A 13,445-nucleotide genomic window follows, 5' to 3' on the forward strand; every position below is an offset into this window, starting at 1 on the left:
ACGCCTGGAACTGCCGATGCCAACCGTAGAGGGTGTGGTCGACAACGTCCTCGACCCGGATCGCAACGGCACCACGCAGACCGCCACCTGGCTCAATACCCTGGTCGACGACAAGGTGACACGAGAGTGGGTGGGCTCGAAAACCGGCCTGGACAGCGACTCGATCACACTGACCTCGTTCACCGCCGGTAAACCCGTGCCGTTCCCCATCAGCGCCGATTTGATCAAGGGCAACGAGGGCGGCACGGTCCAGGCCAGGTACTTCGTCGAACGTGCGGGGGAGCGCATCCGGCATTCGCAGCCACTGGAGTTCAGTGTCGGCGCTGCCCTGGAGCTCAAACCGCCAAAAATCCGCCAGGCCGAACCCGACGGCAAAACCTTGCTACCGATGAACGCCGTGGAGGCGCTGACGGCCGAGGTTCCGCCGGAGGGGTTGCTGTTGACCGACCTGTTGAGCGTGACCTGGGCCGCGGCGGCCGGCAGCCATGCAGAGGGTTCCCACACCACCGAAGCCAGGCCGATCAGTGAGACGGGGCTGAACATTGAACTGCCGGTCACGGTGCTGGCGTTCAACCTGGGCAAAACGGTGAGCGTGACGTTTACCATGACCCGTGACGGCAAACCTGTTACGTCATTGCCGTTGAGCCTGAATGTCGGGACCTTGCCGGTCGACGTGCTGAACTCACCAATCATCACCGACGCCGACAACGGTGTCCTGGACGTCCCCGCACTGGGCAACAATGCCACGATCCACGCGCTGGATTGGCCGCTGATCGCGGTCGGTCAACAGGTATGGATGAGCCTGGCGGGCAAGAAAGCGAATGGTGATGACCATGACCTCAACCTCTGGACCGGAGGAAGTGCCCATTACGTCAACGCCACCTGGTTCGCGCAAAAATACTGGCCAAGAACTGTCGCCAAAAGTTATTTCAATGAGTTGGCCGATGGCAGCCGCTTGACGCTGAGCTTCAAGGCCGCGCTGGATAAAAGCAACGCCCCGGCCAATGCACTGGTGTTCGCGGATCAGGTCTATACGATCAAGGCCTTCGAGGTGGTGACGCCGACCATCATCAAAGCCGAAGACTCCAAGGGCGTTGAAATCCCGCCAGCCGGCTTCACGGTCGACACCACCGTCAAGCTCACCGGGGAGGCGAGCAAGGGCCAGAAGGTCCAGATCAAGGACGTTGAGACGGTCAAAGGGGAAGCCACCGCCAACACCACCAACGGCGAATGGTCCCTGACCCTGACCGGCCTGAGCGTGGCAGCCCACAGTTTCACTGCCAAGGCGCTGTACGGTTCGGGCCAAACCTCGGACGCACGCCCCCTGACCGTCGTGGCGACCACAGCCCCGACTATCAGATCTGTAAAGGATCGGAGCGACTGGGTCATCCCTGACAACGGCTATACCGTCCACGACAGAGTCACGCTTACAGGCTCCGCGTCTGCCGCTCAGGAGGTGGAAGTCTTCCTCGGTACGACCTCCAAGGGCAAGGCCAAGGCAGGAACCGACTCGATCTGGACCCATACCGTGAGCGGGTTGACGCTTAACGTACAGCACACTTTCCAGGCCGTTGGCCAATACGCAAACAACCCGCCCTCGAACCTCTGGCGTTTGACAGCGTTAAATGGAGTGGTGCCGGCCATTACCGCCGCGCATGATTCCAAAGGGCAACCAATAGCCAATGGCGGTCGCACGATTGACACCACTGTTCGTCTGACAGGGACGGCGAATACGTTTCTGGAGGTGGAGGTTTTCAACCACATGACCTCCACGGGCAAGACGGCCAGGGCAGATGCCCAAGGTGTCTGGACAGTTGATTTGACGGGACTGACGATTGACGATCATTCCTTCAAAGCCAAGGCGTTGTATGGCAGTGGAACAGAGTCGGCACCGCGGACCCTGACTGTGGCCGCCGCCACCGCCCCCACCATCACATCCGTAAAAGACGAGAGCGATTGGGACATCCCCGATAACGGCTATACCGTTCACACCCGTGTCACGCTTACAGGCTCCGCGCCTGCCGGCCAGGAGGTGGAAGTCTTCCTCGGTACGACCTCCAAGGGCAAGGCCAAGGCAGGAACCGACTCGATCTGGACCCATACCGTGAGCGGGTTGACGCTTAACGTGCGGCACACAATCAAGGCCGTTGGCCAATACGCAAACAACCCGACGTCGAACCTCTGGCGTTTGACAGCGTTAAATGGAGTGGTGCCGGACATTACCTCCGCGCATGATTCCAAAGGGCAACCAATAGCCAATGGCGGTCGCACGATTGACACCACTGTTCGTCTGACAGGGACGGCGAATACGTTTCTGGAGGTGGAGATTTTCGACGGCACAGCCTCCACGGGCAAAAAGGCCAAGGCGAATGACCAAGGCGTCTGGACAGTTGATTTGACGGGACTGACGATTGCCGATCACTCGTTCAAAGCCAAGGCATTGTATGGCAGTGGAACGGAGTCGGCACTGCGAACCCTGACTGTGGTCGCGGTTACCGCCCCGACCATCGATTCGGCCAAAGGCTCGCCGAGCGGGGTGGAGATTCCCGAAGGCGGCACCACCGTGGAAACCGCGGTGACCCTGTCTGGTGAGGCCAGCAAAGGTCAGAAAGTCGATGTGCTTGACGGCAGCGTTTCCAAAGGCCAGCCGACGGCTGACCCGAGCACCGGAATCTGGACACTGTTGGTCTCCGGCCTGAGCGTGGCCGCGCACAGTTTTACCGCCAAAGCCCTATACGGTAGTGGGCAAGTTTCAACGGCGTGGACCTTGACGGTGATCGAGGGAAACATCGAAAATTTTGAATCGATACCCTTAGGCCCATTCAGGAATATTACCAACCGCCCACTGATGGACTTCCAGGCGACGTCCACGATTAATTTGCCGGAGATCTCCACCGGTGCCTCGGCATACCCTTATTTCTCGGGCCGGGCGTTGTATATGTCGAAAGGCGGTAGTGTGACGGTAACTTTCAAACGGTATGTAGAGCGCGTCTCACTTGTAACTCGGGGTCACCTTACGGACTCTTCGAGTGGAATTTACGCCACATACAACAATGGGCCAGACTCAACACATTTATGGTCGGAGGGCCAATCTGCAATATTACAGATAGATGGGCTCAACCGCGGAGGTGTCCGCAGACTTTACTTCCTGGCACCTAAAACGGTCGGGGCAACAGTGTATGTAGACAATATTGAGATTTTAACATTTAGCGCCGATTAATCATTAATATCCATGTACCGCCGATGCGGGAATAAGTCCCGCGGGGCGGATACGTTGGGGGAGGTGTAAAACCTATTTCAGGACTACTCTAACCAATCACCTCCTCCAGCCCGACCTGTTCAACCAGCCTCGAATGCGCACCGCGTTCATGTACATGGGATTGCGGGCTGCGGTCGATCAGCAGGCTCAGCAATTCCGGGCGGCTGTAGTGGCCGCGGGAATCCATCATGCGTTTGCGCTTGTCGATCAGGCCCATGTCGAGGTCGGCGATCACCTCGCCCTCACCTTCCTGCAACGAACCCAGCACCGTGCCATCCGGGCTGATGATTGCGGTATAGCAACCGCCGGAAATCGGGCCGATGGCGCAACCGGTGTCGGCCATGATCTGCGCCTGTTGTTCAGGGTTCAGCCATGCCGTGGAGTTGACCACAAAGCACGCGGCCTCCAGGGCATGCTGGCGAATGCTGACTTCCATTTGCGATGCGAACTGGGGACCTGCAAACGACCCCGGGTACATCGCCGCATGGATCTGTTCGCCATCGGCCATCAGGGCATAACGGGCCAGCGGGTTGAAATGCTCCCAGCAGGCCAGTTGCCCGATGCGCCCTACCGCGCTGTCGACGGCCCGCAGGCCGGAGCCGTCGCCCATGCCCCAGATCATGCGCTCGTGGTAGGTCGGGGAAATCTTGCGGCGACGCTGGATCAAGCAGCCGTCGGCATCGAACAGCAACTGCGTATTGTACAGCGTACCGCCATCGCGTTCGTTGACGCCGATGGACACGACCATCCCCGCTTGCCTGGCCGCAGCACCGATGGCATCGGTGGCGGCCGAAGGCACGGTGACCGCCTGGTCCAACAACTTGAGGTGTTCGGCGGCCATTTCGAAAGGCGATTGCACGTAGGAAAAGTACGGGTAGTACGGCACCACGGTTTCCGGGAACACGGCGAATTGCACACCCTGTTCGCCGAGTTCGAGAATCTTCTGCACCACTTTGTCGACGGTGCCTTCACGGCTGTAAAGAACAGGACTGATTTGTACGGCGGCGGCTTTGACGAGGGTCATGGCGGTGATCTCATTGAGGGATACGTTTCAACAAGATCAAGATTACACCTATAATAAAACGACTTTAATGTCGTATACACCACCTTTCAGGACATCATGATTCAGCCCCGACTGGCGCGCTGAATGACCTGTGGCGGCTGCCCGAACGCCCGGATAAAAGCGCGGCGCATACGTTCCCGGTCACCAAAGCCGGTGTCCGTCGCCACCACATCGATGGAGTGCCGTCCGGTTTCCATCATCAACCGGGCCGACTCGACCCGCAGGCTTTCGATGGCCTTGGCCGGAGACTGGCCGGTTTCGGCATGAAACACCCGGCTGAATTGCCGAGGGCTGAGATTGGCCGCGCCGGCCAGTTCTTCGACCGACAGCGCCGACTTGAGATTCTGCTTGGCGTAGTTCAACGCGGCCTGTATGCGATCGGTCTTGGGGGCCAGTTCCAGCATCACCGAAAACTGCGACTGTCCGCCGGAACGCCGGTGATACACCACCAATTGCCGGGCAACCTTGCGTGCAATGTCGGCACCCAGATCGTTCTCCACCAACGCCAAGGCCAGGTCCACGCACGCACTCATGCCCGCCGCCGTCCACAGGTGGCCATCGTTGATGAAGATCCGGTCTTCCTCGACCTTCACGTTCGGGTACGCCTTGCGAAAGGCCGGAACATGGGCCCAATGGGTGGTCGCCCGCCGACCGTCGAGCAAACCGGCCTGGGCCAAGGCATTCGCCCCCGTGCAAATCGAGCCCAGACGCCGGGTGCTGTGACTGGCGCGACGCAGAAATTCCAGCATGCCCGGCGTGGTCGGGCGGATCAGGTTATCGCCCAGGACCAACAGCGTATCGAACCCGCGCCGGTCGAACGCTTCGGTCTGCACAGCAAAACCGGCGGACGTTTGCACCAGGCCACCCGGTTCGGACAGCAAGGCAATGCGGTACAACGGCTCGTCACCGGCACTGTTGGCCAACTCGAAGGCGGCACACATGGCCAGGCCCAGAACCTGGAAACCGGGATAAACAATGAGTCCGATCTGGTGCATGGCGATATGACCCTGATCGTGGCATGCCTGAAGTTAAAGCCAGAACCTGTACTCTAACCCGAACAGCCCGCACCGGACATCAGGGTGGAGCGCCTCGCGCATCGGCGGATGGCGACGGATAATCAAGTGGTATCCATCTCACCGAGGAATTGAAGGATGTCACTGACTCTTTATTTCCATCCGCTCTCGTCGTTCTGCCACAAAGCGCTGATCGCTCTCTATGAACTGGAAATCGAATTTGAAAAAAGGCTCATCGACCTGGGCAACGAGGCTGACCGGGCCGAGCTACAAGCACTTTGGCCACTCTGCAAATTCCCGGTGATCCGCGATCACGACCGCCAACGGGACGTACCCGAGTCGAGCGTGATCATTGAGTACCTGGACCGGCTTCACCCCGGCCAGGCACATCTGATTCCGGACGATTGGGAAACCGCGTTGGAGGTGCGCCTGTGGGACCGTTTTTTCGACCTGCACGTCCAGGTGCCGATGCAGAAAATCGTCGCTGACCGAATCAATGCCGCAAACGACGACCTGAACCGCGAACGTGCCGCGCTGATGACGGCGTACGGCATGCTTGAACGCCAGTTGGCCGCAAACACCTGGGCAGCCAGCCCCGCCTTCAGCATGGCCGATTGCGCCGCCGCCCCGGCGCTGTTCTACGCCAGCACCCTCGTACCCTTCCCCGGCGATCATCGCCACTTGAGTGCTTATTTCGACAGGCTGACCCAAAGGCCCTCGGTCAAGCGGGTGATCGACGAGGCAAGGCCGTATTTTTCCTTGTACCCGTTTGCCGAGGCCATCCCGGAGCGCTTTCGGTAATGATGATCGAAAGGCCAAAACGAAGAATCCACGTCAACCATCAGATCATGGGTCACGGGAATCAGTGAACAATGCTTGCGCTTGATCAGGCCGGAACGCCCAGGATGATGTGGGAAGCCTTGATCACTGCGGTGGCGCTGACGCCGGTTGCCAGCCCCAGTTCTGCCACGGCATCGCGGGTCACGATCGAATAGACCTTCGAACCGCCAGCCAGCTCGATGACCACTTCTGCGTTGACCGCGCCATCGGTAACGCTCAGTACCTTGCCTTCCAGGCAGTTACGCGCCGACAGGCGAATGTCGCTCGATTCGGTCATCAACATCACCCAAGGCGCCTTGATCAGCGCGACGGCTTCTTTGCCGGCGGCGATGCCCAGGTTCTTGATGCTTTCCATGGTGACGACGGCAACCAGTTGCTCACCACCCGCGAGGGTCAGAACCACTTCGGCGTTGACCGCACCGGCCTGGACCTGGCTGACTTTGCCTTTGAATACGTTGCGTGCACTGACTTTCATGTGAGGCGTCCTTTTCTTGACTTTAAAGTTAGGAAATGGCGGGCATCATCAGTGTAAGCGCTATGTAGAAACAACTACAGCGCTGCTCTGGATCAGTGACGGACGGCCAGATCAACTCAGAAATATTGTTCAAGGGCGCCAAAAAAAGCCCCCCGAGCCCAGGCTGGAGGCTGCCTGGCAAGGGAATATCCGGGATAGGGAAAACGAACGCAAAAACCAGCGAATCGACGAATAATAACCGTCGGTCGAGTGTTATCTGATTAGGCAGGAATAAAAAATGGCAGGGGCGGCTGGATTCGAACCAACGCATGGCAGGATCAAAACCTGCTGCCTTACCGCTTGGCGACGCCCCTGTATCTGTTGCGATGAGTGCCTGGCACTCGCTTTCTTGAGTGGCAACAAGACCTGTTGCCGGCTCTCGCGACTGGCTCCCTGAGGGCCGGTGCAAGAGTGGGCGCAAATTTACCAACATTTTCCTTGCCTGGGAAGCCCCAACAAAAAAAATTGTTCGTTAAAACAGATGCTTAGTGTTGAGCCGGATCTCGAGGAGTTATCGGCGCACATTCAGCCCGAACAGCTCTGCTACGCTTTTCTTTACTCGAATTGAATCGGGAATCGTTTACGCAACACCCTTCCCTTGCCATTTGAGGGCGCCAAAAGTGAAAGGCAAATTAATGGGGGTCGCTGCAGCCCTTCTGGTACTCGGGACCGCGATTTATGGGTTGAACACCTGGGAACACATCCAGAACCAGCGACAGGATGCGGTCTGCAAGGCCGCCCGGGAGCATCTCAATCGCCTGGAAACCCAGACGCGAGCGTTGGCCTCCGGGTTGACGGTCGAAGCCTATGCCGAAGCCGAAAAAGCCGAGGCCGGCCAGTTGGTCATGGCACTCGATACCGCGAAGAATGAAGCCGAGGTCGATGCCGTCATCGACAAGCACGCCGCTGCCATCGAGGCGCAGATAACCGCCGAGAACGCTGAGGTCCGGTCCCGAGGCGAACAACCCTTCCTCGGTCAGGAAATGAAAAAGCAACGTATCCCCACCGACGTCAAACAGGAATTCAAACGAGCTGAAAAAGCCGTCGCCGACACTTGTGGATAGTGTCGACCGCCAGCTCCAGGTTTATCGCCAGCGTCCGGACTTCTGCAAAAGAGGTTTCAAGCTGGAACAGGTAAGCGCGCCGTTGCGGCGCACTCACCGGTCACTCAATGCGGCGCGCGCGGGATGGTCTTGAGCAGGTCTTGCGGGCTGATGTGGCCGACCACGCTGCCCGGTTGCGGCAGGTTGAGGATGTGGCCTTTCATCTTGCCGATGATGTGCATCTCGCAAGGCTTGCAGTCGAACTTCAACGTCAGCACTTCATCGCCGTGGATCAATTGCATCGGCGCAACCTTGGTGCGCACGCCGGTCACGCCCTTGGCCTGTTTCGGGCACAGGTTGAAGGAGAAACGCAGGCAGTGCTTGGTGATCATCACCGGCACCTCGCCGGTTTCCTCGTGGGCCTCGTAGGCCGCGTCGATCAGCTTGACGCCATGGCGGTGATAGAAGTCCCGGGCCTTCTGGTTGTAGACGTTGGCCAGGAACGACAGGTGCGACTCCGGGTACACCGGCGGCGGCGTGGTCTCGGCTTTACGGCTGCCGCGCGGGTGGGCGGCGATCCGCGCGTCGGTCAAGGCGTCGATCACTTCACGGCGCAAGGCCTTGAGCTGCGAGTTCGGAATGAAGTACGCCTGCGGCGCATCCAGCTTGATGTCGATAGCGTGGTACTGGGTGGTACCCAGTTGGCCCAGCAGATCCTGCAATTGCTCCAGCGCCTGCTCCGGCTTGTTGGCCGCGCCGAACGGGCCGGCCAGGGTGACGCTGGCGCTGATGCCTTCTTCGCTGGTAGCGGTCAGTTCCAGCTGGTCTTCACGCAGGCGAGCGACCCAGCTCAGGGCAATGCGACGCTCGGCGGAGGTCTTTTGCAGCGCCTGTTGCCAGTTGTGATCGAGATTGCGGTTCAGCGGATGGTTGGGGCGCAGCTTGTACATCCCCTCCGGCATCTCGTTGGGCTCGACGCGATAGCGATAACGCTTCTCGCCGTCTTCCTCGAATTCGCCTTTGGGTTCGGCGATGTTGGCGCGAAAACCCACCACTTCACGCTTGACCAGCACGTTGAGGCCGTCGCCGTTGGACAGCGGCTCGTGCGTCACGACCTGCATGTCACGCTTGGCGACTTTCTCGACCACACCCACCGGCAGACCGGTGAAGGTCGGCGAGTCAAAGGCGCCGATATCGATCTTGCGGTCAGTGACGAAGTAATCGGTGCTGCCACGGTGGAAGGTTTTTTCCGGGTCGGGCAGGAAGAAGTGCGCGGTGCGGCCGCTGGAGGCACGGGCCAGGTCCGGACGGTCTTCGAGGACGTCGTCGAGACGCTGGCGGTAGTAGGCGGTGATGTTTTTCACATAGCCCATGTCCTTGTAGCGACCCTCGATCTTGAACGAACGCACGCCGGCCTCGACCAGGGCGCGGATGTTGGCGCTCTGGTTGTTGTCCTTCATCGACAGCAGGTGCTTTTCGTAGGCGATCACGCCACCCTTTTCATCCTTGAGGGTGTACGGCAGACGGCAAGCCTGGGAGCAGTCGCCGCGGTTGGCGCTGCGCCCGGTTTGCGCGTGGGAAATATTGCACTGACCGGAAAATGCCACGCACAGCGCGCCATGGATAAAGAACTCGATGGCCGCGTCGGTTTCGTCGGCGATCGCGCGGATCTCCTGGAGATTCAGCTCACGGGCCAGCACCAGTTGCGAGAAACCGGCCTGATCGAGGAACTTCGCCCGTTCCAGGGTGCGGATGTCGGTCTGGGTACTGGCGTGCAGTTCGATCGGCGGAATGTCCAGTTCCATCACCCCCAGGTCCTGGACGATCAGCGCATCGACGCCGGCGTCGTACAACTGGTGGATCAGCTTGCGGGCCGGCTCCAGTTCGTTGTCGTGCAGGATGGTATTGATGGTGGTGAACACCCGGGCATGGTAGCGACGGGCGAACTCCACCAATTGGGCGATATCGCTCACTTCGTTGCAGGCGTTGTGGCGGGCGCCGAAGCTCGGGCCACCGATGTAGATGGCATCGGCGCCATGCAGGATGGCCTCGCGGGCGATGGCCACATCGCGGGCAGGGCTGAGCAATTCCAGGTGATGTTTGGGCAAAGACATAATTTTTTTAGTCAGGCTTGTCACGGTCGAGGCGTGCATTGTAGCGGCGAAACGCCTGACCGGCACCCGAATGCTGCTCGATGGTGTTTCGGGTAAGCCTGACCTGCCTCAACCCTGTGGGAGCGGGCTTGCCCGCGAAAGCGCTGGGTCAGTCAACATTTGTGCAAGCTGACACTCCGCTTTCGCGGGCAAGCCCGCTCCCACATTTGATCGGCGTCGAGCACAAATCCAGCCCATGACTAACATCCCCTGTGGGAGCGGGCTTGCCCGCGAAAGCGCTCGGTCAGTCAACATTTGTGCAAGCTGACACTCCGCCTTCGCGGGCAAGCCAGCTCCCACATTTGATCGACGTTGACCACAAATCCCGCCCATGACCAACATCCCCTGTGGGAGCGGGCTTGCCCGCGAAAGCGCTGGGTCAGTCAACATTTGTGCAAGCTGACACTCCGCCTTCGCGGGCAAGCCCGCTCCCACAGGGTTTTGTGTGTGTGTTGCCGAGATCAGGCCTTGGCCGCCATCGCGGTCACTTCCACGCGCATGCCTTCCACCGCCAACGAGGCAACCCCGACAGCGGCGCGCACCGGCCATGGCTTGGCGAAGTAGCGCTTGTAGACCTCGTTGAACGCGGCGCGGTCGGCCATGTCGGTGAGGTAGATGGTCAGGTGCATCACGCGGTCCATGGAACTGCCGGCACGCTCCAGCGCGAATTTCAGCGCTTGCAGAGTGCATTCGCTTTGCAGGGTGATGTCGCCCAGTTCCAGGCTGCCGTCGGTGCGGGTGGGGATCTGGGTGGAGACCAGCACGCCGCCGAAACCGACGACGTCGGAGGAAATCGAATCGGCATCGAGGTCGGGGGTAAAGGTCAGGTCGTGGTTTGCCATGAGGACTCTCTTGCTTGAAGTGATGAGGCTGGCGCCTTTTGCGCGGCCAGTTTACAGGCCCATTGGCGGCGCGTCGCTAATCCACAGCGGACGACTGCTCGATACCGGTAGCCTGGCGGTACTGGCGCGGGGTGAAACCGGTCAATGCCTTGAACTGCCGAGTGAACGCACTGTGGTCGGTGTAGCCGCATTGCAGGGCGACCTCGGTGATCGGCAGATCGGTATGCAGTAGCCGATGCGCGTGCTCCAGGCGAACCTTCTGGATCATCTGCCGTGGCGTCAGGTGAAACACGCGCTTGCAGTAGCGCTCCAGTTGCGCCACGGAAATGCCGGCGATGCGCGTCAACTCGCCCAGGGTGACGCGCCGGTTGAAATGCGCGCGAATGTGCTCGTCCACCGCCGCCAGGCGCTGGTACGCCGGGTGCGTGTCGCTGGCCGATTGCAGGTCGACCGAGATACCCGCCAGACCGATGATTTCATTGCGGCGGTTATACAAGGGTCGCTTATGGGTCAGGCACCAGCCCGGTTCGCGGCTGCCGTACAGATGCAACTCCAGCTGGTCTTCCAGCACCAGACCTTGCTCCAGCACCCGCCGGTCCTGCTCGGTGTAACCGGGCCCCAGTTGCTCGGGAAACACCTCGGCGCTGGTTTTCCCCAGCAGCGGTTTGAGCTGCTTCAAACCACAGCGCTGCACCAGCGTGCGATTGGCCATGACATAGCGCGCCTGCACATCCTTGATGAAGATCGCCGCATTCGGAATGACATCGAGCATGGGCAACAAAAGCGCAACGCCGGCCAGCAGTTGCTCGATGGATTCGGGGCGGTTCGAGTCGTCGCCCTGGCACAACAGCGCAAACGCATCCTGAGTCATCCACCGGCCCCTCGCAAAAATCAGACATTTCCCATTGTGCTGATTTCGTCATCGACACCCAAGCAAAACATCAATCGCGAGCAAGCCGCCAAGTTCACTCTATGGCCACCGCCCTCCTCGGCAAAACCGACCGGGGCGTCTTGAAGTGCACACCTGCCTATCCAATAACTCACAAGAAGGCGATGCCATGTCAGGCCAAGGCAAGTTCAAAAAACAACTTTCGTTGATAGACCTTACGTTTATCGGACTGGGAGCCATCTTCGGCTCCGGCTGGCTGTTCGCAGCCAGTCACGTGTCCGCCATCGCGGGGCCGGCGGGGATCTTTTCCTGGCTGCTGGGCGGTTTTGCGGTGCTGCTGCTGGGCATCGTCTACTGTGAACTCGGCGCCGCATTGCCCCGAGCCGGCGGTGTGATTCGCTACCCGGTTTATTCCCACGGCCCACTGCTGGGCTACCTGATGGGCTTCATCACACTGATCGCGTTTTCCAGCCTGGTGGCCATCGAGGTGGTCGCCGCGCGCCAGTACGCCGCGGCGTGGTTTCCCGCATTGACCCAGGCCGGTTCCAGCAATCCAACAGCCATTGGCTGGCTGGTGCAGTTCGGTCTGCTGTGCCTGTTCTTCATGCTCAATTACTACAGCGTGAAAACGTTCGCCAAGGCCAACAACCTGATCAGCCTGTTCAAGTTCATCGTGCCGTTGCTGGTGATCGGCGTGCTGTTCACCTTCTTCAAACCGCAGAACTTCCAGTCCCAGGGCTTCATGCCGTTCGGGCTTTCAGGTGTCGAGATGGCGGTGTCCGCCGGCGGCATCATCTTCGCCTACCTGGGGCTGACGCCGATCATCTCGGTGGCCAGCGAAGTGAAGAATCCGCAACGCACCATCCCGATTGCACTGATCCTCTCCGTACTGCTCTCCACCGCCATCTATGTGCTGTTGCAAGTGGCGTTCCTCGGCGGCGTGCCCACCGAAATGCTCGCCAACGGTTGGGCCGGCGTCGCCAAGGAACTGGCCCTGCCCTACCGCGACATTGCCCTGGCATTGGGTGTGGGTTGGCTGGCGTATCTGGTGGTGGCCGACGCGGTGATCTCCCCCAGCGGTTGCGGCAACATCTACATGAACGCCACCCCGCGGGTGATCTACGGCTGGGCGCAGACCGGCACCTTCTTCAAGGTCTTCACCCGCATTGACGAAAAGTCCGGCATCCCGCGTCCGGCGCTGTGGCTGACATTCGCCCTGTCGGTGTTCTGGACCTTGCCCTTCCCTTCGTGGGAAGCCCTGATCAACGTGGTCTCCGCCGCGCTGGTGTTGAGCTACGCCGTGGCCCCGGTGTCGGTGGCTGCCCTGCGCCGCAATGCGCCGGACATGCCGCGCCCGTTCAAGGTCAAGCGCATGGGCGTGCTCGGTCCCGTGTCGTTCATCATCGCCGCGCTGATCGTTTACTGGTCCGGCTGGAGCACGGTGTCCTGGCTGCTCGGCCTGCAGATCCTGATGTTCGTGGTGTACCTGCTGTGCGGACGTTTCGTGCCGACCCAGCACCTGAGCCTGGCCCAACAGGTGCGCTCTTCTGCATGGCTGATCGGCTTCTATGCCGTGACCATCGTGCTGTCCTGGCTAGGCAGTTTCGGCGGCATGGGCGTGCTCACCCATCCGTTCGACACCCTGGTCGTGGCGGCCTGTGCGATGGGCATCTACTACTGGGGCGCGGCCACCGGTGTGCCGGCGCATCTGGTTCGCCTGGAAGCCGAGGACGGCGATGAAGAAGCCGATCCCGTCTACAGCGGCACGACCACCGGCCAGCGTCCGATCGGTGTGTCCGCCCAGACCTCTCGCTGAAATTCAGGCCGGC

General features: G+C 60.1%; 10 protein-coding genes and 1 tRNA gene. 4 read left to right on the forward strand and 7 right to left on the reverse strand.

Going from position 1 to position 13,445, the window contains the following annotated elements; translation table 11 throughout:
- Positions 1-16 precede the first annotated feature (16 nt).
- Positions 17-3,220 carry a hypothetical protein gene (locus AC07W4_RS19130; protein WP_495033559.1) on the forward strand — a complete coding sequence of 1,068 codons (3,204 nt, stop codon included), beginning with the start codon at positions 17-19 and terminating at the stop codon, positions 3,218-3,220.
- 88 nt (positions 3,221-3,308) lie between these two features.
- Here AC07W4_RS19130 and AC07W4_RS19135 read toward each other — a convergent pair whose 3' ends face one another.
- Both AC07W4_RS19135 and AC07W4_RS19140 read right to left on the reverse strand, forming a co-directional pair.
- Positions 3,309-4,283, reverse strand: a complete 975-nt coding sequence (locus AC07W4_RS19135; RefSeq protein ID WP_495033560.1) for a nitrilase-related carbon-nitrogen hydrolase — start codon at positions 4,281-4,283, stop codon at positions 3,309-3,311.
- Between the two features lie 101 nt (positions 4,284-4,384).
- Positions 4,385-5,317: a GlxA family transcriptional regulator gene (locus AC07W4_RS19140; RefSeq protein WP_495033561.1), complete on the reverse strand. Its 933-nt coding sequence runs from the start codon at positions 5,315-5,317 to the stop codon at positions 4,385-4,387.
- Positions 5,318-5,473: 156 nt separating this feature from the next.
- Between AC07W4_RS19140 and AC07W4_RS19145 the strand changes: the two genes are divergently transcribed.
- Complete coding sequence (locus tag AC07W4_RS19145; protein WP_495033562.1) at positions 5,474-6,136, forward strand: glutathione S-transferase family protein; 663 nt, start codon at positions 5,474-5,476, stop codon at positions 6,134-6,136.
- 85 nt (positions 6,137-6,221) lie between these two features.
- Here AC07W4_RS19145 and AC07W4_RS19150 read toward each other — a convergent pair whose 3' ends face one another.
- Together AC07W4_RS19150 and AC07W4_RS19155 are read right to left on the reverse strand one after the other, a co-directional pair.
- Positions 6,222-6,650, reverse strand: a complete 429-nt coding sequence (locus tag AC07W4_RS19150) for a TOBE domain-containing protein (protein WP_495033563.1) — start codon at positions 6,648-6,650, stop codon at positions 6,222-6,224.
- Between the two features lie 278 nt (positions 6,651-6,928).
- Positions 6,929-7,003 (reverse strand) — tRNA-Gln (locus tag AC07W4_RS19155).
- Between the two features lie 321 nt (positions 7,004-7,324).
- Between AC07W4_RS19155 and AC07W4_RS19160 the strand changes: the two genes are divergently transcribed.
- Positions 7,325-7,753 carry a hypothetical protein gene (locus tag AC07W4_RS19160; protein WP_495033564.1) on the forward strand — a complete coding sequence of 143 codons (429 nt, stop codon included), beginning with the start codon at positions 7,325-7,327 and terminating at the stop codon, positions 7,751-7,753.
- A 104-nt stretch (positions 7,754-7,857) separates the two neighbouring features.
- Here AC07W4_RS19160 and AC07W4_RS19165 read toward each other — a convergent pair whose 3' ends face one another.
- The 3 genes from AC07W4_RS19165 to AC07W4_RS19175 all read right to left on the reverse strand — a co-directional run bounded on the left by AC07W4_RS19165 (position 7,858) and on the right by AC07W4_RS19175 (position 11,598).
- Positions 7,858-9,846 (reverse strand): peptidase U32 family protein, encoded by a 1,989-nt coding sequence (locus tag AC07W4_RS19165; RefSeq protein ID WP_495033565.1) that lies wholly within the window; start codon positions 9,844-9,846, stop codon positions 7,858-7,860.
- 500 nt (positions 9,847-10,346) lie between these two features.
- Positions 10,347-10,727: a RidA family protein gene (locus tag AC07W4_RS19170; RefSeq protein WP_495033566.1), complete on the reverse strand. Its 381-nt coding sequence runs from the start codon at positions 10,725-10,727 to the stop codon at positions 10,347-10,349.
- 76 nt (positions 10,728-10,803) lie between these two features.
- On the reverse strand, positions 10,804-11,598 hold the full coding sequence (locus AC07W4_RS19175; protein WP_495033567.1) for a PAS domain-containing protein: 795 nt from the start codon (positions 11,596-11,598) through the stop codon (positions 10,804-10,806).
- Between the two features lie 187 nt (positions 11,599-11,785).
- Here AC07W4_RS19175 and AC07W4_RS19180 point away from each other — a divergent pair, with 187 nt between their 5' ends.
- Positions 11,786-13,432: an APC family permease gene (locus tag AC07W4_RS19180; RefSeq protein WP_495033568.1), complete on the forward strand. Its 1,647-nt coding sequence runs from the start codon at positions 11,786-11,788 to the stop codon at positions 13,430-13,432.
- Positions 13,433-13,445: the final 13 nt, after the last annotated feature.

Source organism: Pseudomonas sp. GW821-FHT02A08, assembly GCF_059422045.1.

What these genes read in the sequence shown, in the direction of transcription:
- AC07W4_RS19130 (WP_495033559.1), top strand. Translation starts at nt 17, where the DNA reads ATGCCAACCGTAGAGGGTGTGGTCGACAACGTCCTCGACCCGGATCGC.
- AC07W4_RS19145 (WP_495033562.1), top strand. Translation starts at nt 5,474, where the DNA reads ATGTCACTGACTCTTTATTTCCATCCGCTCTCGTCGTTCTGCCACAAA.
- AC07W4_RS19140 (WP_495033561.1), bottom strand. Translation starts at nt 5,317, where the DNA reads ATGCACCAGATCGGACTCATTGTTTATCCCGGTTTCCAGGTTCTGGGC.
- AC07W4_RS19165 (WP_495033565.1), bottom strand. Translation starts at nt 9,846, where the DNA reads ATGTCTTTGCCCAAACATCACCTGGAATTGCTCAGCCCTGCCCGCGAT.
- AC07W4_RS19175 (WP_495033567.1), bottom strand. Translation starts at nt 11,598, where the DNA reads ATGACTCAGGATGCGTTTGCGCTGTTGTGCCAGGGCGACGACTCGAAC.
- AC07W4_RS19180 (WP_495033568.1), top strand. Translation starts at nt 11,786, where the DNA reads ATGTCAGGCCAAGGCAAGTTCAAAAAACAACTTTCGTTGATAGACCTT.
- AC07W4_RS19135 (WP_495033560.1), bottom strand. Translation starts at nt 4,283, where the DNA reads ATGACCCTCGTCAAAGCCGCCGCCGTACAAATCAGTCCTGTTCTTTAC.
- AC07W4_RS19170 (WP_495033566.1), bottom strand. Translation starts at nt 10,727, where the DNA reads ATGGCAAACCACGACCTGACCTTTACCCCCGACCTCGATGCCGATTCG.
- AC07W4_RS19150 (WP_495033563.1), bottom strand. Translation starts at nt 6,650, where the DNA reads ATGAAAGTCAGTGCACGCAACGTATTCAAAGGCAAAGTCAGCCAGGTC.
- AC07W4_RS19160 (WP_495033564.1), top strand. Translation starts at nt 7,325, where the DNA reads ATGGGGGTCGCTGCAGCCCTTCTGGTACTCGGGACCGCGATTTATGGG.